At 54.0% G+C, this 16,942-nt stretch carries 21 protein-coding genes; 17 read left to right on the top strand and 4 right to left on the bottom strand.

The genetic code is table 11. The annotated features are described in order from the left end of the window. The first annotated feature begins 2 nt into the window (after nucleotides 1-2). Nucleotides 3-620: a malonate decarboxylase holo-ACP synthase gene (locus JTA15_RS15770; RefSeq protein WP_032679094.1), complete on the top strand. Its 618-nt coding sequence runs from the start codon at nucleotides 3-5 to the stop codon at nucleotides 618-620. Beyond that, nucleotides 620-1,516: a malonate decarboxylase subunit epsilon gene (gene mdcH, locus JTA15_RS15765; protein WP_219372473.1), complete on the top strand. Its 897-nt coding sequence runs from the start codon at nucleotides 620-622 to the stop codon at nucleotides 1,514-1,516. Before JTA15_RS15770 ends, mdcH begins: the two co-directional genes overlap by 1 nt. Here the strand turns inward: mdcH and JTA15_RS15760 are convergent. Both JTA15_RS15760 and JTA15_RS15755 read right to left on the bottom strand, forming a co-directional pair. After that, nucleotides 1,505-2,455 (bottom strand): LysR family transcriptional regulator, encoded by a 951-nt coding sequence (locus JTA15_RS15760; protein WP_032679092.1) that lies wholly within the window; start codon nucleotides 2,453-2,455, stop codon nucleotides 1,505-1,507. The genes mdcH and JTA15_RS15760 overlap by 12 nt on opposite strands. 15 nt (nucleotides 2,456-2,470) lie before the next feature. Further along, on the bottom strand, nucleotides 2,471-4,375 hold the full coding sequence (locus JTA15_RS15755) for an ABC transporter ATP-binding protein (RefSeq protein ID WP_020884600.1): 1,905 nt from the start codon (nucleotides 4,373-4,375) through the stop codon (nucleotides 2,471-2,473). Between the two features lie 138 nt (nucleotides 4,376-4,513). Here JTA15_RS15755 and kefG point away from each other — a divergent pair, with 138 nt between their 5' ends. The 4 genes from kefG (at nucleotide 4,514) to slyD (ending at nucleotide 7,769) form a co-directional block, all read left to right on the top strand. Then, nucleotides 4,514-5,065, top strand: a complete 552-nt coding sequence (gene kefG / locus JTA15_RS15750) for a glutathione-regulated potassium-efflux system ancillary protein KefG (RefSeq protein ID WP_020884601.1) — start codon at nucleotides 4,514-4,516, stop codon at nucleotides 5,063-5,065. After that, nucleotides 5,065-6,870: a glutathione-regulated potassium-efflux system protein KefB gene (gene kefB, locus JTA15_RS15745; protein WP_020884602.1), complete on the top strand. Its 1,806-nt coding sequence runs from the start codon at nucleotides 5,065-5,067 to the stop codon at nucleotides 6,868-6,870. Before kefG ends, kefB begins: the two co-directional genes overlap by 1 nt. Before the next feature lie 13 nt (nucleotides 6,871-6,883). After that, on the top strand, nucleotides 6,884-7,084 hold the full coding sequence (locus JTA15_RS15740) for a YheV family putative zinc ribbon protein (protein ID WP_013099038.1): 201 nt from the start codon (nucleotides 6,884-6,886) through the stop codon (nucleotides 7,082-7,084). Between the two features lie 94 nt (nucleotides 7,085-7,178). Next, the gene (gene slyD, locus JTA15_RS15735) at nucleotides 7,179-7,769 is read left to right on the top strand and encodes a peptidylprolyl isomerase (protein ID WP_014171912.1); all 591 of its coding nucleotides are present in this window, start codon (nucleotides 7,179-7,181) and stop codon (nucleotides 7,767-7,769) included. A gap of 54 nt (nucleotides 7,770-7,823) precedes the next feature. On the opposite strand, the gene JTA15_RS15730 is transcribed toward slyD, so the two are convergent. Continuing rightward, on the bottom strand, nucleotides 7,824-8,042 hold the full coding sequence (locus JTA15_RS15730) for a protein SlyX (RefSeq protein WP_020884603.1): 219 nt from the start codon (nucleotides 8,040-8,042) through the stop codon (nucleotides 7,824-7,826). Nucleotides 8,043-8,279: 237 nt separating this feature from the next. Between JTA15_RS15730 and fkpA the strand changes: the two genes are divergently transcribed. From fkpA to bfr, 11 genes are all read left to right on the top strand, one after another. After that, nucleotides 8,280-9,101, top strand: coding sequence for an FKBP-type peptidyl-prolyl cis-trans isomerase (gene fkpA, locus JTA15_RS15725; RefSeq protein WP_014171910.1), 822 nt, complete (start codon nucleotides 8,280-8,282; stop codon nucleotides 9,099-9,101). Between the two features lie 166 nt (nucleotides 9,102-9,267). Then, a complete protein-coding gene (locus JTA15_RS15720; protein WP_014171909.1) occupies nucleotides 9,268-9,990 on the top strand; it encodes a transcriptional regulator in 723 nt (240 codons plus the stop codon). After that, on the top strand, nucleotides 9,990-10,376 hold the full coding sequence (tusD, locus tag JTA15_RS15715) for a sulfurtransferase complex subunit TusD (protein WP_014171908.1): 387 nt from the start codon (nucleotides 9,990-9,992) through the stop codon (nucleotides 10,374-10,376). The genes JTA15_RS15720 and tusD overlap by 1 nt, the downstream gene beginning before the upstream one ends. After that, nucleotides 10,376-10,735 carry a sulfurtransferase complex subunit TusC gene (gene tusC / locus JTA15_RS15710; protein ID WP_014171907.1) on the top strand — a complete coding sequence of 120 codons (360 nt, stop codon included), beginning with the start codon at nucleotides 10,376-10,378 and terminating at the stop codon, nucleotides 10,733-10,735. Before tusD ends, tusC begins: the two co-directional genes overlap by 1 nt. A gap of 7 nt (nucleotides 10,736-10,742) precedes the next feature. Continuing rightward, nucleotides 10,743-11,030 (top strand): sulfurtransferase complex subunit TusB, encoded by a 288-nt coding sequence (tusB, locus tag JTA15_RS15705; RefSeq protein WP_014171906.1) that lies wholly within the window; start codon nucleotides 10,743-10,745, stop codon nucleotides 11,028-11,030. A gap of 124 nt (nucleotides 11,031-11,154) precedes the next feature. Beyond that, nucleotides 11,155-11,529, top strand: a complete 375-nt coding sequence (rpsL, locus tag JTA15_RS15700) for a 30S ribosomal protein S12 (protein ID WP_000246815.1) — start codon at nucleotides 11,155-11,157, stop codon at nucleotides 11,527-11,529. Between the two features lie 96 nt (nucleotides 11,530-11,625). Then, on the top strand, nucleotides 11,626-12,096 hold the full coding sequence (gene rpsG / locus JTA15_RS15695) for a 30S ribosomal protein S7 (protein WP_003861706.1): 471 nt from the start codon (nucleotides 11,626-11,628) through the stop codon (nucleotides 12,094-12,096). A 96-nt stretch (nucleotides 12,097-12,192) separates the two neighbouring features. Then, nucleotides 12,193-14,307 (top strand): elongation factor G, encoded by a 2,115-nt coding sequence (gene fusA, locus JTA15_RS15690; protein ID WP_014171904.1) that lies wholly within the window; start codon nucleotides 12,193-12,195, stop codon nucleotides 14,305-14,307. Between the two features lie 69 nt (nucleotides 14,308-14,376). Continuing rightward, the gene (tuf, locus tag JTA15_RS15685) at nucleotides 14,377-15,561 is read left to right on the top strand and encodes an elongation factor Tu (protein ID WP_023323999.1); all 1,185 of its coding nucleotides are present in this window, start codon (nucleotides 14,377-14,379) and stop codon (nucleotides 15,559-15,561) included. Between the two features lie 179 nt (nucleotides 15,562-15,740). Further along, nucleotides 15,741-15,935: a bacterioferritin-associated ferredoxin gene (gene bfd / locus JTA15_RS15680; RefSeq protein WP_008503493.1), complete on the top strand. Its 195-nt coding sequence runs from the start codon at nucleotides 15,741-15,743 to the stop codon at nucleotides 15,933-15,935. Between the two features lie 72 nt (nucleotides 15,936-16,007). Next, on the top strand, nucleotides 16,008-16,484 hold the full coding sequence (bfr, locus tag JTA15_RS15675; RefSeq protein ID WP_014171902.1) for a bacterioferritin: 477 nt from the start codon (nucleotides 16,008-16,010) through the stop codon (nucleotides 16,482-16,484). On the opposite strand, the gene JTA15_RS15670 is transcribed toward bfr, so the two are convergent. Further along, nucleotides 16,468-16,941: an A24 family peptidase gene (locus JTA15_RS15670; protein WP_047956186.1), complete on the bottom strand. Its 474-nt coding sequence runs from the start codon at nucleotides 16,939-16,941 to the stop codon at nucleotides 16,468-16,470. The genes bfr and JTA15_RS15670 overlap by 17 nt on opposite strands. Between the last annotated feature and the right edge of the window lies 1 nt (nucleotide 16,942).

The raw sequence follows: 16,942 nt of genomic DNA, 5'->3' as shown, positions 1-16,942 counted from the left end.
TCATGACCACAACATTACGCCCTCACGACCTCATCTGGCTTAACGCGCGTGACGCGCTGGAAGGCATCACTGACGACTGGGTGGATGCGGTATGGCATACCGGTTTGCCGGTGGTCGTGCGGCGTGATGTTGATAACGCTGGCCGTATTCCCGTTGGCGTACGCGGTTTACGCCGCGACCAGCGGGCGGCCGGTTGGGTGAAGCCAGACAACGTCGTGCGGGTGGTCTCACCCGAGGCGTTGAGCGTGACCGCCGATCTTCTGCGTTCACCGTTTGTGACTCAGCCACCGGTGCAGGTGGCGTTGCAACTTTCTCAGCAGGCATGGCCGTGGACGTGGGGAATTACGGGCAGCACGGGCTACGCCCTGGCGACCGGTATCCCGGTCATTCATGCCGACAGCGATCTCGATCTGCTGGTGCGAGCCCCTCAGCCTCTGACGGCTGACGCTTTGCGTGTCTGGGCGTCACAGCTCAGCCGCGCGTTATGTCGGGCAGACACCCAGGTCGACACCCCTGAAGGCGGCTTTGCGCTGACGGAGTGGCTGCGCGACGGCAAAACGTTGCTGAAGACCCGCCGTGGGCCGCGCCTGGTGGCGGACCCGTGGCACAGGGAGGAGTGATGAAAATACTGTTTACCTTTCCAGGGCAGGGCACCCAGCATGTCGGTATGCTGCAAAACCTGCCTGGCACGACGCTGGAGCAGGCCCGCGAGGTATTGGGTGACGAAGTCGATATGCTGGATAGCGCGGCAGCGTTAACCCACACGCGAGCCGTTCAGCTTTCGTTGTTAATTGCCGGTGTTGCCTGGGCGCGTGAGCTTGAACAACGCGGCGTGGCACCGGATATCGTCAGCGGTCTGTCTATTGGCGCGTATCCGGCCGCGGTCATTGCCGGAGCGCTGGAATTTGCCGACGCGCTGAAGCTGGTCGCGCTGCGTGGCGATCTCATGGAGCAAGCCTATCCGCACGGTTATGGCCTGACCGCGATAATGGGGCTGACCCTGCCTCAGGTTGAAGCGTTGCTGGAAGGCACCGGAACGTATATCGCCAATCTGAACGCGGAAACGCAGATTGTGATCGCCGGCACCGATGAGGGGATGGCGCAGGTGGCGAAACGCGCGCTGGCAAAAGGGGCTAATAAGGCGCATCGGCTGACCGTCAGCGTGCCTTCCCATTGCGAGCTGCTGGCGGAGCCGGCGCACAAGCTGGTGGAGGCATTCACATCCGTCACGCTCACACGCCCGCGCTGTGCTTACCTGAGCGGCAGCACAGGACGCGTGCTCTGGACGCCTGAGAAAATCGCGGACGATCTGGCGATGAATATGGCGCGCACGGTGCGCTGGCAGGAAGCGGTGATTTCTGCCAACGAGCGTGAAGCTCGGCTGGCGATTGAAATGCCACCAGGCGGAGTACTGACCTGCCTGACGCGTCAGGCGGCCTGGGAAGGGGAGTCGGTTTCGCTGGAGCGCAGTGGTGTAGACGTGGCGGTACACCTCGCTAAGCGGCTACAGCGGTAGGGTCTGCGCAGGGTCGGTGGCGATACTGCGGGCATACATTCGCCCTTCGGCTGCCAGTGCCCGCAGGCTGGGGTCTTGCTCGCGGTTGCGGGCAAACACAATGGCAATCAACTGCTGCATTTGATACGGCTGGGCCAGCTTCAGTAGCTGTACTGAGTTCTCATACACTTTCTTCATTCTGCCTGGCATGAGCGTAAAGCCCACGCCCGCCTGCACCAGACTCAGCATCGAGAAAATGTCATTTACGCGGGTGACGATTTCCGGTTCGAAACCGGCAATATGAAACGCCTCCTGAAACCCGGCGTAGGTGGCAAACCCTTCCGACAGCGCGACAAACTTCTGCTCTTTGTAATCACGTAAGTCGGCAGGCCCGCTGGTGTTCAGCGTGGCAGAGGCCGGCGCGGCAAGAAAAATGTCGTCATGGAACAGGGGGAGCACTTCCAGACTGTTGCGGTCGATATCGCTTTCGGAAATAGAGATGAGGATGGCGTCGAGCAAACCGTCGTCCAGCATACGCAACAGGGTCTCGTTAGAGCCCATCGTCAGGTCCATCTCCAGGTCCGGACGGCGCAGTTTCATCCCCATAATCAGGCGTGGCACGGTTTCCAGCGTCAGCGAGTAGAGTGTGCCGACGCGCAGTCGTCCCTGGCCAACGCCGGCCGTTTTGCGCGCTTCTTCCAGCCCGCGCGCCATTACCTGCATTACTTCCTGACAATATTCCAGCAGCGTCCAGGCCGAAGGCAGCGCAATGAGATTGCGACCTTTGTGCGTAAAGAGCGGGCAGCGCACATTTTCTTCGAGAGTATGCAGCGCGCGGTGCACGCTAACGCCGCTCAGGCCAAGCGCTTCGGCGGTACGGGCGATATTGCCCTTCTCCATAAAGGTCATGAAGATGCTGAGTTTACGAAATGTAATGTCGCTCGTGATATCGAAACTCATAACCCTCCCGGGGATTTAGTCGGCCTGCAGCATGGCTTCCAGCTGTTCCTGGGCGTCCAGCCACGCCATCTCGCACGCTTCGAGGCTGGATTTCGTCTTCGCCTGTGTCTGCAGGCAGTCGGTCAGTTCCGCCTTACGGCTCTGGTCATACAGACCGCTGTCGCCCAGCTTCTCTTCAACGGTAGCCAGCAGAGCGTTAAGTTTCTCCATCTCCTTTTCGAGACGGGCAATCTCTTTACGCAGCGGCTGGGTCTGAGTACGCAGTTCCGCTTCACGGCGCTTCTGGTCTTTACGCGCCTGGGCGCTGTTGGCGTTATCTTTCGACGAGTCGTCCGGCTGGTTTTCCTGCTTCTGCACGTCCGTCAGCCACTGCTGGTAGTCTTCCAGATCGCCATCGAACGGCTCGACTTTGCCATCGTGCACTAAATAGAGATCGTCCGTTGTGGAGCGGATCAGGTGACGATCGTGCGAGACGACAACCAGCGCGCCTTCAAACTCAATTAACGCTTCGGTCAGCGCCTGACGCATGTCGAGATCGAGGTGGTTTGTAGGTTCATCGAGCAGCAGCAGGTTCGGGCGTTGCCAGACGATGAGCGCCAGCACCAGACGCGCTTTTTCGCCGCCGGAGAAACGTTCGGTGTTTTCGGTGACTTTATCGCCCTGGAAGCCAAAGCCGCCAAGGTAATCGCGCAGCTTCTGCTCCATCTCCTGCGGTGCCAGTCGCGCGAGGTGCTGGATGGGCGATTCATCCGCGCGTAAGAATTCCAGCTGATGCTGGGCGAAGTAGCCAAGCTTAATGCCTTTTGCCAGGCCGATCTCGCCGCTGACCGGGTTAAGCTCGCCCGCCAGCAGTTTAATCAGCGTCGATTTACCGGCGCCGTTACGCCCCAGCAGACCAATACGTGAACCCGGCACCAGGTTGAGCTTGATGGAGTCGAGAATAATGCGATCGCCGTAGCCAGCGCTCACCTTTTCCATCTTCAGCAGTGGGTTCGGCAGGCTCTCGGGCTCGCGAAAACTGAAGTGGAACGGGTTATCGACGTGCGCCGGGGCGATCATCTCCATGCGTTCCAGCATCTTGATGCGGCTCTGGGCCTGCTTGGCTTTAGACGCTTTTGCCTTGAAGCGGTCAACAAAGCTTTGCAGATGCGCCACGCGCTGCTGCTGGCTTTCGTACATTGCCTGCTGTTGAGCAAGGCGCGTCGCGCGCTGGCGCTCGAATGAGCTGTAGTTGCCAGTGTATTCAAACAGGCTTTGCTGTTCGATATGAATGATTTTATCCACCACCGGGTCGAGGAAGTCGCGGTCGTGGGAGATCAGAATCAGAGTGCCCTGATAGCTCTTGAGCCACTTCTCCAGCCAAATAACCGCATCGAGATCGAGGTGGTTAGTGGGTTCATCAAGCAGCAGCAGGTCGGAACGGCAAATCAGTGCCTGCGCCAGGTTAAGGCGCATACGCCAGCCGCCGGAGAAGTCGCTGACGGGGCGTTCAAGCTGTTCGTTGCTGAAACCCAGACCGTGCAGCAGGCTGGAGGCGCGGGAGCGAATGGTCCATGCGTCGATGGCGTCCAGCTTACCGTGGACGGTGGCGATAGCATGACCGTCATTACGCTCGTTGGCGGCGTTCAGTTCAGCTTCCAGCTTACGGTATTCACGATCGCCGTCGATAACATAGTCGAGAGCGGGTTCGCTCAGGGCAGGCGTCTCCTGATTTACCCAGGCAAGCTGCCAGTTGCCCGGATAGGTAAAGTTACCGCCGTCAGCGCTAATCTCGTTTTTCAGCAGCGCAAGCAGGGTCGATTTTCCGCAGCCGTTTTTGCCGACCAGACCCACTTTTTGACCGGGATTGATGGTGGCGGAGGCGTTATCCAGCAGGACGCGCACGCCGCGGCGAATTTGTAACGAGGAGAAAACAATCATAGAAGCGCCGTATGTTCCGACTATGTTAATTTGTCATTATGATAATGTAAGGTGTGGGCCATTTTCCGCACCGGGCCGCCATGGTAGCCCAAAACAACGACGATACACAAAAACAGAAACAGAACCGGGAGGGGAGTGATGTCTCAGACAGCGAAAGTGCTGCTGCTGTATGCCCATCCGGAATCTCAGGACTCGGTGGCAAACCGGGTTCTGCTTAAGCCGGCTACTCAGCTCAGCAATGTGACGGTGCACGATCTCTACGCGCACTATCCTGATTTCTTTATTGATATTCCTTACGAGCAGGAACTGCTGCGTCAGCATGACGTGATTGTGTTCCAGCATCCGCTTTATACCTATAGCTGTCCGGCACTGCTGAAAGAGTGGCTGGACCGTGTGCTGAGCCGGGGGTTCTCCAGCGGGGTGGGGGGCAACCAGCTGGCGGGAAAGTACTGGCGCAGTGTCATTACGACCGGTGAGCCAGAGAGCGCTTACCGCCACGACGGTCTTAACCGTTATCCCATGAGTGATATCCTGCGGCCGTTTGAGCTGACGGCTGCGATGTGCCGCATGCACTGGATGAGCCCGATTATTGTCTACTGGGCGCGTCGCCAGAAGCCTGAAGCGCTGGCGAGCCACGCCAGAGCGTATGGCGATTGGCTTGCATCACCGATATCGGCGGGAGGTCGCTAATGGAAGGATCGAATTTACTCCTGGCCGGCGTGCTGTTTTTATTTGCCGCAGTGGTGGCGGTTCCGCTGGCCGCCCGGCTGGGCATTGGCGCGGTGCTGGGCTACCTGCTGGCCGGGATCGCCATTGGCCCCTGGGGACTGGGATTCATCAGCGATGTGGATGAAATTCTCCACTTCTCTGAACTGGGCGTAGTGTTCCTGATGTTCATCATTGGCCTCGAACTGAACCCGTCAAAACTGTGGCAGCTCCGGCGATCGATATTTGGCGTGGGGGCGGCGCAGGTCTTGTTCAGTGCCGCAATTCTGGCCGGGCTGTTAATGCTGACCAACTTCTCGTGGCAGGCGGCGGTGATCGGCGGAATAGGTCTTGCGATGTCGTCGACAGCGATGGCGCTGCAGTTAATGCGTGACAAAGGGATGAACCGCAACGAGGCAGGACAGCTGGGCTTTTCGGTACTGCTGTTTCAGGACCTGGCCGTGATCCCGGCGCTGGCACTGGTGCCGTTACTGGCAGGCTCTGGTGACGATCATTTTGACTGGGTCAAAATCTCCATGAAGGTGCTGGCCTTCGCCGGCATGCTGATTGGCGGACGTTTCCTGCTGCGGCCGGTGTTTCGTTTTATTGCCGCCTCTGGCGTGCGCGAGGTGTTTACTGCCGCGACGCTGCTGCTGGTGCTGGGCTCGGCATTGTTTATGGACGCGCTGGGGCTGTCGATGGCGCTCGGTACGTTTATCGCCGGGGTGCTCCTTGCTGAAAGCGAATATCGTCACGAACTGGAAACGGCTATCGATCCGTTTAAAGGGCTGCTGTTAGGGTTGTTCTTTATTTCGGTGGGAATGGCGCTCAACCTGGGCGTGCTCTATACCCATCTGCTGTGGGTGGTGATGAGCGTTGTTGTGCTGGTGGCGGTAAAAACGCTGGTGCTGTACGTCATGGCACGGATATACGGGCTGCGCAGTTCCGAGCGCATGCAGTTTGCCAGCGTCTTAAGTCAGGGCGGAGAGTTCGCGTTCGTGCTGTTCTCCACCGCCTCCTCCCAGAAGCTGTTTAAAGACGATCAGATGGCGCTGCTGCTGGTAACGGTCACGCTGTCGATGATGACCACCCCGCTGCTCATCAGGCTGGTGGATAAGCTGCTCTCGCGGCGCTTAAATCCGACAGAGGATGAAGATGAGATGCCATGGGTGGAGGATGATAAGCCGCAGGTGATTGTGGTGGGCTTTGGCCGCTTTGGGCAGGTGATTGGACGTCTGCTGATGGCGAACAAAATGCGCATCACGGTGCTGGAGCGCGATATCAGCGCGGTGAACCTGATGCGTAAATACGGCTACAAGGTTTACTACGGCGACGCGACCCAGCTCGAACTGTTGCGTTCAGCGGGAGCAGAAGCGGCAGAATCCATCGTGATTACCTGCAACGATCCGGAAGATACGATGAAGCTGGTGGAACTGTGCCAGCAGCATTTCCCGCATCTGCATATTCTGGCGCGTGCGCGTGGACGTGTTGAAGCGCACGAACTGCTGCAGGCAGGTGTGAAGCACTTCTCCCGTGAGACATTTTCCAGTGCGCTGGAGTTGGGACGTAAAGCGCTGATTTCGCTGGGCATGCATCCTCATCAGGCTCAGCGGGCCCAGATGCATTTTCGCCGGCTGGACATGCGAATGCTGCGCGAATTAATGCCGGTACACTCTGATACGGCGCAGATCTCCCGCGTGCGGGAAGCGCGTCGGGAGCTGGAAGAGATTTTCCAGCGAGAGATGCAACAGGAACGACGCCAGCTCGATGGCTGGGATGAATTTGAATAAAGGGTAACGAAAGATGGCTGTACGTAAACGCTTTATTGCGGGCGCAAAATGCCCGAGCTGCCAGGCGCAAGATACGCTGGCGATGTGGCGGGAAAATAATATTGATGTCGTAGAGTGTGTTAAGTGCGGTCATCAGATGCGCGAGGCGGATAAAGAAGCCCGCGATCATGTTCGCAAAGAAGAGCAAGTTATCGGGATTTTTCATCCGGACTAGCGATATGCCCTGAGTTTTTTTAAGCTAAAGGGTACACGGGTGCAGATTTCCGCTACAATCTGCGCCAGCAATTTTCCCTTGCTCAGGAGATATCATGAAAGTAGCAAAAGACCTGGTGGTCAGCCTGGCCTATCAGGTACGTACAGAAGACGGTGTGTTGGTTGATGAGTCTCCGGTGAGTGCGCCGCTTGACTACCTGCATGGTCACGGTTCCCTGATTTCCGGCCTGGAAAACGCGCTGGAAGGTCACGACGTTGGCGACAAATTCGACGTTGCTGTTGGCGCGAACGACGCTTACGGTCAGTACGACGACAACCTGGTGCAGCGCGTTCCTAAAGACGTGTTCATGGGCGTTGACGAACTGCAGGTTGGCATGCGCTTCCTGGCGGAAACTGACCAGGGTCCGGTTCCTGTTGAAATCACTGAAGTGGAAGACGACCACGTTGTGGTTGACGGCAACCACATGCTGGCTGGCCAGAACCTGAAATTCAACGTAGAAGTTGTTGCGATCCGTGAAGCGACCGAAGAAGAGCTGGCTCATGGCCACGTTCACGGTGCGCACGGTCACGACCATGACCACGATCACGGCCACGACGGCTGCTGTGGTGGTCACGGCCACGATCACGACCATGGTCACGACCACGGTAAAGGTGGTTGCGGTAACGGCGGCTGCGGTTGCCACTAATTCCGTTATGCGGAAAATAAAAAAGCGGGATAATAATCCCGCTTTTTTTACGCCTCAATAATGAGGTGGTGGCGTCTCTTCTGACTGAGAGGCAATATGTGACGGCTGTGTGGCCTTCAGTTTGTCCGTCAGCAGGCGCATGAGATCCCGCAGTTTCGCCATTTCCAGTTCATGTGCGGTCACGGTCTGGTTTAGCTCTTCGATGGTGATGTCCTGAAAAGCCAGGCGGCTTTCCAGCTCAGCCATTCTCGCTTCTAACATTGTGTCCTTCATCATTCACCTCGTTGTATCTCATTAACCACAATCGGCCAGCGGCGGCGAAGTTTAACTGAGTTTATCCTTAAGTTCAGTATCTATCCCCTTGGCAAGAAACTTATTTAAACAAAAATAGTCTGAAAAGTGGCGAGAATCGGGAGAGTCTGTCTGTAGATTTCTTCCGCAACGTTTTATAGTACGTAACTCATTTACGTTTAACGCTGGGGTGAGAGTCCCCAGGCCCTGGAGATATGGATGAAATCACTGTTTAAAGTAACGCTGCTGGCGACGACGATGGCTGTTGCGCTGAACGCGCCGCTGTCCTTCGCTGCTGATACTGCTGCGAAGCCTGCTGCAACTGCAGACAGCAAAGCGGCGTTCAAAAATGACGACCAGAAATCCGCCTACGCACTTGGCGCATCTCTGGGTCGTTACATGGAAAACTCTCTGAAAGAACAAGAGAAACTGGGCATTAAACTGGACAAAGCTCAGCTGATCGCGGGCGTTCAGGACGCATTTGCAGATAAGAGCAAACTGTCTGACCAGGAAATTGAACAGACTCTGCAGGCGTTCGAAGCACGTGTGAAAGGTGCCGCTCAGACTAAGATGGAAGCGGATGCAAAAGACAACGAAGCGAAAGGCAAAGCCTACCGCGATACCTTTGCTAAAGAGAAGGGCGTGAAAACCTCCTCTACGGGTCTGGTGTACAAAGTTGAGAAAGAAGGTACCGGTGACGCGCCTAAAGACAGCGATACTGTCGTGGTTAACTACAAAGGTACGCTGATCGACGGTAAAGAGTTCGATAACTCTTACACCCGTGGTGAGCCTCTCTCCTTCCGTCTGGATGGTGTGATCCCAGGCTGGACTGAAGGTCTGAAAAACATCAAGAAAGGCGGCAAGATCAAACTGGTTATTCCACCGGATCTGGCATATGGCAAAACCGGCGTTCCAGGTATCCCTGCTAACTCTACCCTGGTCTTTGACGTAGAGCTGCTGGACATCAAGCCAGCGCCGAAAGCTGATGCGAAACCAGAAGCGCAGGCAGAACAGAAAGCTGCGACAGACGCGAAGAAGTAATGGAATGAAAACCGCCGCCTTTAAGGCGGCGGTTTTTTTTATTGTGGGGCAGATATAATTAACACTGGAAAGCGTTATGCACGCTGTATTAATTTAGTTGTCCGTGTAGATAATGAGCCTGCCCTGAAAACCTAACGACAGGCTCCTGAAAAGGAGTGTTTTTTTCATGTCCAGGTCGCTTTTAACCAACGAAACCAGTGAACTTGATTTACTGGATCAACGTCCTTTCGACCAGACCGACTTCGATATTCTGAAATCCTACGAGGCGGTAGTGGACGGGTTAGCGATGCTCATTGGGTCCCACTGCGAAATCGTATTGCACTCCCTGCAAGATCTTAAGTGTTCCGCCATCCGCATTGCTAATGGTGAGCATACTGGCCGTAAAATTGGTTCGCCAATCACCGACCTTGCATTGCGTATGCTGCATGACATGACCGGCGCGGACAGCAGCGTCTCCAAATGTTATTTCACCCGCGCCAAAAGCGGCGTACTGATGAAATCAGAAACCATCGCGATTCGAAATCGCGAGCATCGCGTGATCGGTCTGTTGTGCATCAACATGAACCTTGATGTGCCGTTCTCGCAAATCATGAGCACTTTCATACCGCCTGAAACGCCGGACGTTGGCTCCTCAGTTAACTTTGCCTCCTCGGTTGAAGATCTGGTGACGCAGACGCTTGAGTTCACTATCGAAGAGGTGAATGCCGATCGCAACGTATCGAACAACGCCAAGAATCGTCAGATCGTGCTGAATCTCTATGAGAAAGGGATTTTTGACATCAAAGACGCCATTAACCAGGTGGCCGATCGCCTGAACATTTCCAAGCATACGGTCTACCTCTACATCCGCCAGTTCAAAAGCGGTGATTTCCAGGGGCAAGACAAGTAATGCGTTTTTCGCTGATGGTGACAGGCCCGGCGTATGGTACTCAGCAGGCCAGCAGCGCGCTGCAGTTTGCGCATGCGTTACTGGCTGCCGGACATGAGCTGGTGAGCGTCTTCTTTTATCGGGAAGGGGTGTATAACGCCAACCAGTTTACCTCACCGGCCAGCGATGAATTTGATCTGGTGCGCGCCTGGCAGACGCTGAACGAGACAAGGGGGGTTGCGCTGCATATCTGCGTGGCGGCAGCCCTGCGTCGCGGCGTGACCGATGCCACCGAAGCTGAACGTCTTGGCTTGCCAGGGGCCAACCTGCAGCCGGGGTTTTCGTTGAGCGGTCTAGGCGCACTGGCACAGGCTGCGTTAACCTGCGACAGAGTGGTGCAATTCTGATGAAACGCGTGGCGTTTGTTTTTTCATCTGCTCCGCACGGTAGTGCGTCCGGCAGAGAAGGGCTGGATGCGTTGCTCGCAACATCAGCGCTGACCGAAGACATCGGTGTCTTCTTTTTAGGGGATGGCGTGTTTCAGCTTCTGGCAGGCCAGCAGCCGCAGGCTATTCTGGCGCGGGATTACATCGCGACCTTTAAAGTGCTGCCGCTTTACGACATTGAAACCTTTTTTGTCTGCGCTGATTCTCTTGCTGCGCGCGGTCTGAGCGATAAGACGTCTTTCGTGCTGGATGTCACACTCCTCCCGGCCGACGCGCTGCGCGACCAACTTTCCCATTACGACACTGTTCTGAATTTCTGAGGCTGACATGCTCCATACCCTGAGCCGTTCACCGTGGCATTGTGATATCGACGCATTACTGAGCATGCTGCGCGAAGGTGATGACCTGCTGCTGATTCAGGATGGCGTACTGGCTGCGCTTGAAGGGAGTCGTTTCGTTGAAATTCTCAGCAATGCCCCCATATCCGTCTCTGCGCTGAAAGACGATCTTGAGGCGCGAGGTCTTTCTGGTCAAATTTCAGCCAAAATTGACGTGGTTGGCTATACTGATTTCGTCAATCTTACTGTGACGCACGCCAGTCAAATGAACTGGTGATCCGAGATCGCTGTATATTTCTTGACACCTTTTCGACGTAGCCCTAAAATTTCGCGTCCTCATATTGTATGAGGTCGTTTTATTACGTGTTTACGAAGCAAAAGCTAAAACCAGGAGCTATTTAATGGCAACAGTTAACCAGCTGGTACGCAAACCACGTGCGCGCAAAGTTGCAAAAAGCAACGTGCCTGCACTGGAAGCCTGCCCGCAGAAACGTGGCGTATGTACTCGTGTATATACCACCACTCCTAAAAAACCAAACTCCGCACTGCGTAAAGTATGCCGTGTGCGTTTGACTAACGGTTTCGAAGTGACTTCCTACATCGGTGGTGAAGGTCACAACCTGCAGGAGCACTCCGTGATCCTGATCCGTGGCGGTCGTGTTAAAGACCTTCCGGGTGTTCGTTACCACACCGTTCGTGGTGCGCTGGACTGCTCAGGTGTTAAAGACCGTAAGCAGGCTCGCTCCAAGTACGGCGTGAAGCGTCCTAAGGCTTAATGGTTCTCCGTTAAGTAAGGCCAAACTGATTTATCTTAATGTCAAACTAAACTCGTAGAGTTTTGGACAATCCTGAATTAACAACGGAGTATTCCCATGCCACGTCGTCGCGTCATTGGTCAGCGTAAAATTCTTCCAGATCCGAAATTCGGATCAGAACTGCTGGCAAAATTTGTAAATATCCTGATGGTAGATGGTAAAAAATCTACTGCAGAAGCAATCGTATACAGCGCGCTGGAGACCCTGGCTCAGCGCTCTGGTAAAAATGAACTGGAAGCTTTCGAAGTCGCTCTCGACAACGTGCGCCCGACTGTAGAAGTTAAGTCTCGCCGCGTTGGTGGTTCTACTTATCAGGTTCCAGTTGAAGTTCGTCCGGTTCGTCGTAATGCTCTGGCAATGCGTTGGATCGTTGAAGCTGCTCGTAAACGCGGTGATAAATCCATGGCTCTGCGTCTGGCGAACGAACTTTCTGATGCTGCAGAAAACAAAGGTACTGCAGTTAAGAAACGTGAAGACGTTCACCGTATGGCAGAAGCCAACAAGGCGTTCGCACACTACCGTTGGTAATCCCTTCGGAGTATTAGTCACCAGGCGGGCGCTTCAGCGAAGCTGCCCGTCCTGGGTTACTTAACTGAACGCCTAAAGAAACAAACGAGGAATCAAATGGCTCGTACAACACCCATCGCACGTTACCGTAACATTGGTATCAGTGCGCACATCGACGCCGGTAAGACCACTACTACCGAACGTATTCTGTTCTACACCGGTGTAAACCATAAAATCGGTGAAGTTCATGACGGCGCAGCCACCATGGACTGGATGGAACAGGAGCAGGAGCGTGGTATTACTATCACCTCCGCAGCGACTACTGCATTCTGGTCAGGTATGGCTAAGCAGTACGAACCGCATCGCGTTAACATCATCGACACCCCAGGGCACGTTGACTTCACCATCGAAGTAGAACGTTCCATGCGTGTTCTTGACGGCGCGGTAATGGTTTATTGCGCAGTTGGTGGTGTTCAGCCACAGTCTGAGACCGTATGGCGTCAGGCGAACAAATATAAAGTTCCACGCATCGCGTTCGTTAACAAAATGGACCGTATGGGTGCTAACTTCCTGAAAGTTGTTGGTCAGATCAAATCCCGTCTGGGCGCGAACCCTGTTCCGCTGCAGCTGGCAATTGGTGCTGAAGAAGGCTTCACCGGCGTTATCGACCTGGTGAAAATGAAAGCCATCAACTGGAACGATGCAGACCAGGGCGTTACCTTCGAATACGAAGATATCCCAGCTGAGATGCAGGACCTGGCTGACGAATGGCACCAGAACCTGATCGAATCCGCTGCTGAAGCTTCTGAAGAGCTGATGGAGAAATACCTGGGTGGTGAAGAACTGACTGAAGAAGAGATCAAAAAAGCTCTGCGTCAGCGTGTTCTGAACAACGAAATCATCCTGGTAACCTGTGGTTCTGCATTCAAGAACAAAGGTGTTCAGGCGATGCTGGATGCGGTAATTGATTACCTGCCATCCCCGGTTGACGTTCCTGCGATCAACGGCATCCTGGACGACGGTAAAGATACTCCGGCTGAACGTCACGCAAGCGACGAAGAGCCGTTCTCTGCACTGGCGTTCAAAATTGCTACCGACCCATTCGTGGGTAACCTGACCTTCTTCCGCGTTTACTCTGGTGTGGTTAACTCCGGTGACACCATCCTGAACTCCGTGAAAACGGCGCGTGAACGTTTTGGCCGTATCGTACAGATGCACGCTAACAAACGTGAAGAGATCAAAGAAGTTCGTGCGGGCGACATCGCTGCAGCAATCGGTCTGAAAGACGTGACTACTGGTGACACCCTGTGTGACCCGGATCACCCGATCATTCTGGAGCGTATGGAATTCCCTGAGCCGGTAATCTCCATCGCGGTTGAACCAAAAACCAAAGCTGACCAGGAAAAAATGGGTCTGGCTCTGGGCCGTCTGGCGAAAGAAGACCCATCATTCCGCGTATGGACTGATGAAGAATCTAACCAGACCATCATCGCTGGTATGGGTGAACTGCACCTGGACATCATCGTTGACCGTATGAAGCGTGAATTCAACGTTGAAGCGAACGTGGGTAAACCTCAGGTTGCTTACCGCGAAGCGATTCGTGCGAAAGTTACCGATGTTGAAGGTAAACACGCTAAGCAGTCTGGTGGTCGCGGTCAGTACGGTCACGTTGTGATCGACATGTACCCACTGGAGCCGGGCTCTAACCCTAAAGGTTACGAGTTCATCAACGACATCAAAGGTGGTGTAATTCCTGGCGAATACATCCCAGCCGTTGATAAAGGTATCCAGGAACAGCTGAAAGCGGGCCCTCTGGCTGGCTATCCGGTTGTTGACATGGGTGTCCGTCTGCACTTCGGTTCTTACCACGACGTTGACTCCTCTGAACTGGCGTTTAAACTGGCTGCGTCTATTGCCTTTAAAGAAGGCTTTAAGAAAGCAAAACCAGTTCTGCTTGAGCCAATCATGAAGGTTGAAGTAGAGACTCCTGAAGAGAACACCGGTGACGTTATCGGTGACTTGAGCCGTCGTCGCGGTATGCTGCGCGGTCAGGAATCCGAAGTAACTGGCGTTAAGATCCATGCTGAAGTTCCGCTGTCTGAAATGTTCGGATATGCAACTCAGCTGCGTTCTCTGACCAAAGGTCGTGCATCATACACCATGGAATTCCTGAAGTATGATGATGCGCCTAACAACGTTGCTCAGGCCGTTATCGAAGCCCGTGGTAAGTAATCCACAGGATTAAAACCTAAGTCCCGTGCTCTCTCCGAAGGGGAGAGCACTATAGTAAGGAATATAGCCGTGTCTAAAGAAAAATTTGAACGTACAAAACCGCACGTCAACGTTGGTACTATCGGCCACGTTGACCATGGTAAAACTACCCTGACCGCTGCAATCACTACCGTACTGGCTAAAACCTACGGCGGTGCTGCTCGTGCATTCGACCAGATCGATAACGCACCAGAAGAAAAAGCGCGTGGTATCACCATCAACACTTCTCACGTTGAATATGACACCCCGACTCGCCACTACGCACACGTAGACTGCCCAGGCCACGCCGACTATGTTAAAAACATGATCACCGGTGCTGCGCAGATGGACGGCGCGATCCTGGTTGTTGCTGCGACTGACGGCCCAATGCCTCAGACTCGTGAGCACATCCTGCTGGGTCGTCAGGTAGGCGTTCCTTACATCATCGTGTTCCTGAACAAATGTGACATGGTTGATGACGAAGAGCTGCTGGAACTGGTAGAGATGGAAGTTCGTGAACTGCTGTCTCAGTACGATTTCCCAGGCGACGACACCCCAATCGTTCGTGGTTCCGCGCTGAAAGCGCTGGAAGGCGACGCTGAGTGGGAAGCGAAAATCATCGAACTGGCTGGCTTCCTGGATTCTTACATCCCAGAACCAGAGCGTGCGATTGATAAGCCGTTCCTGCTGCCAATCGAAGACGTATTCTCCATCTCCGGTCGTGGTACCGTTGTTACCGGTCGTGTTGAGCGCGGTATCATCAAAGTTGGCGAAGAAGTTGAAATCGTTGGTATCAAAGAGACTGCTAAGTCTACCTGTACTGGCGTTGAAATGTTCCGCAAACTGCTGGACGAAGGCCGTGCTGGTGAGAACGTAGGTGTTCTGCTGCGTGGTATCAAACGTGAAGAAATCGAACGTGGTCAGGTACTGGCTAAGCCAGGCTCAATCAAGCCACACACCAAGTTCGAATCTGAAGTGTATATCCTGTCCAAAGACGAAGGCGGCCGTCATACTCCGTTCTTCAAAGGCTACCGTCCACAGTTCTACTTCCGTACAACTGACGTGACCGGTACCATCGAACTGCCAGAAGGCGTTGAGATGGTAATGCCAGGCGACAACATCAAGATGGTTGTGACGCTGATCCACCCAATCGCGATGGACGACGGTCTGCGTTTCGCAATCCGTGAAGGTGGCCGTACCGTTGGCGCGGGCGTTGTTGCTAAAGTTCTGGGCTAATTACTTATCCCTGAATTAAAAAAGGACGCTTCGGCGTCCTTTTTTGTTTTCTGCCGTTATGTGTCTGTCACAAATTTTCGCATTTTTCGTCCTCTCCCGCCCCGTATACGGGGGTTTGTGCTATTGTAATCATAACCATTCTCACTTACACTTTGCGCATATTTTGAACGGGAGTCTTTATGTACGTTTGTTTATGTAATGGTGTAAGCGACAAAAAAATACGTCAGGCCGTTCGCCAGTTTCAGCCACAATCTTTTCAGCAGCTTCGCAAATTTGTTCCAGTGGGAAATCAATGCGGTAAATGTGTACGTGCTGCACGTGAGATCATGCAGGACGAATTGATGCAGATCCCGGAATACAAAGAGATTGCGTAAGCGCCCATCTTTTTTTTGACATCCCTGTAGCCCGATCTACGCTTCAATGAGTGGAAGCGGAGGGACTATATAATGAAAGGTGATGTTAAAATCATAAGTTATCTCAATAAATTATTGGGAAATGAGCTTGTCGCAATCAATCAGTATTTTCTCCATGCGAGAATGTTCAAAAACTGGGGCCTGATGCGCCTCAACGATGTTGAATACCACGAATCCATCGATGAGATGAAACATGCCGATAAATACATCGAGCGTATTTTATTCCTTGAAGGCATTCCTAACCTGCAGGATCTCGGCAAACTCGGCATCGGTGAAGATGTTGAAGAGATGCTACGGTCCGACCTCAGGCTGGAGCTTGAAGGCGCAAAAGATCTCCGCGAAGCCATTGCCTATGCGGACAGTGTTCATGACTACGTCAGCCGCGATATGATGATCCAGATTCTGGCCGATGAAGAAGGGCACATTGACTGGCTTGAAACTGAGCTGGATCTCATCAGTAAAATTGGTCTGCAGAATTATCTTCAATCCCAGATTAAAGTGGCTGACTAAACAGCGTCTGCCAGCCAACGCTTAAACCCGCTGCCGCCAGAAATGGCCCAAAAGGCAGTGGGTTTTTTAATGCCTGTTTATCAGGAGCCGGTAAAGCGAGAATCAGCTGGTAAAGAAGCGCCAACAATGCGGCGGTTAACACCAGTGCGGGCAATATGTGCCAACCGTGCCACGCCCCCAGTGCCGAAAGATATTTCACATCGCCATAGCCCATCCCTTCACGTCCAGTCAGAAGCCGGTAGCCCCAGTAGATAATCGCAAAGCTCACATACCCTGCCATCGCGCCAGCCACTGCGTTCGAAAGAAAGTCAGGATGAAGGCAAAGCTGGAAGAGCAGGCCGGTCCATAAGAGGGGACAGAGGTATTTATCCGGGAGAAGGCCGGCACGAATATCTTCACGTACCAGTAAACCGGAGAGTGCGAAGTAAACGAGCAGAAAGGGGAGGGGAATCAGCATA

It is taken from the genome of Enterobacter sp. BIDMC 29 (assembly GCF_019378755.1).
GTDB classification, from domain to species: Bacteria; Pseudomonadota; Gammaproteobacteria; order Enterobacterales; family Enterobacteriaceae; genus Enterobacter; species Enterobacter ludwigii.
This window is presented reverse-complemented; position numbering and strand designations above follow the sequence as displayed.

Coding starts and splice junctions, on each gene's coding strand:
- tusB (WP_014171906.1), top strand. CDS start 10,743: ATGCTCCATACCCTGAGCCGTTCACCGTGGCATTGTGATATCGACGCA.
- slyD (WP_014171912.1), top strand. CDS start 7,179: ATGAAAGTAGCAAAAGACCTGGTGGTCAGCCTGGCCTATCAGGTACGT.
- JTA15_RS15760 (WP_032679092.1), bottom strand. CDS start 2,455: ATGAGTTTCGATATCACGAGCGACATTACATTTCGTAAACTCAGCATC.
- JTA15_RS15730 (WP_020884603.1), bottom strand. CDS start 8,042: ATGAAGGACACAATGTTAGAAGCGAGAATGGCTGAGCTGGAAAGCCGC.
- mdcH (WP_219372473.1), top strand. CDS start 620: ATGAAAATACTGTTTACCTTTCCAGGGCAGGGCACCCAGCATGTCGGT.
- fusA (WP_014171904.1), top strand. CDS start 12,193: ATGGCTCGTACAACACCCATCGCACGTTACCGTAACATTGGTATCAGT.
- rpsL (WP_000246815.1), top strand. CDS start 11,155: ATGGCAACAGTTAACCAGCTGGTACGCAAACCACGTGCGCGCAAAGTT.
- tusC (WP_014171907.1), top strand. CDS start 10,376: ATGAAACGCGTGGCGTTTGTTTTTTCATCTGCTCCGCACGGTAGTGCG.
- bfd (WP_008503493.1), top strand. CDS start 15,741: ATGTACGTTTGTTTATGTAATGGTGTAAGCGACAAAAAAATACGTCAG.
- tusD (WP_014171908.1), top strand. CDS start 9,990: ATGCGTTTTTCGCTGATGGTGACAGGCCCGGCGTATGGTACTCAGCAG.
- kefB (WP_020884602.1), top strand. CDS start 5,065: ATGGAAGGATCGAATTTACTCCTGGCCGGCGTGCTGTTTTTATTTGCC.
- kefG (WP_020884601.1), top strand. CDS start 4,514: ATGTCTCAGACAGCGAAAGTGCTGCTGCTGTATGCCCATCCGGAATCT.
- JTA15_RS15720 (WP_014171909.1), top strand. CDS start 9,268: ATGTCCAGGTCGCTTTTAACCAACGAAACCAGTGAACTTGATTTACTG.
- bfr (WP_014171902.1), top strand. CDS start 16,008: ATGAAAGGTGATGTTAAAATCATAAGTTATCTCAATAAATTATTGGGA.
- JTA15_RS15755 (WP_020884600.1), bottom strand. CDS start 4,375: ATGATTGTTTTCTCCTCGTTACAAATTCGCCGCGGCGTGCGCGTCCTG.
- fkpA (WP_014171910.1), top strand. CDS start 8,280: ATGAAATCACTGTTTAAAGTAACGCTGCTGGCGACGACGATGGCTGTT.
- JTA15_RS15740 (WP_013099038.1), top strand. CDS start 6,884: ATGGCTGTACGTAAACGCTTTATTGCGGGCGCAAAATGCCCGAGCTGC.
- JTA15_RS15670 (WP_047956186.1), bottom strand. CDS start 16,941: ATGCTGATTCCCCTCCCCTTTCTGCTCGTTTACTTCGCACTCTCCGGT.
- JTA15_RS15770 (WP_032679094.1), top strand. CDS start 3: ATGACCACAACATTACGCCCTCACGACCTCATCTGGCTTAACGCGCGT.
- rpsG (WP_003861706.1), top strand. CDS start 11,626: ATGCCACGTCGTCGCGTCATTGGTCAGCGTAAAATTCTTCCAGATCCG.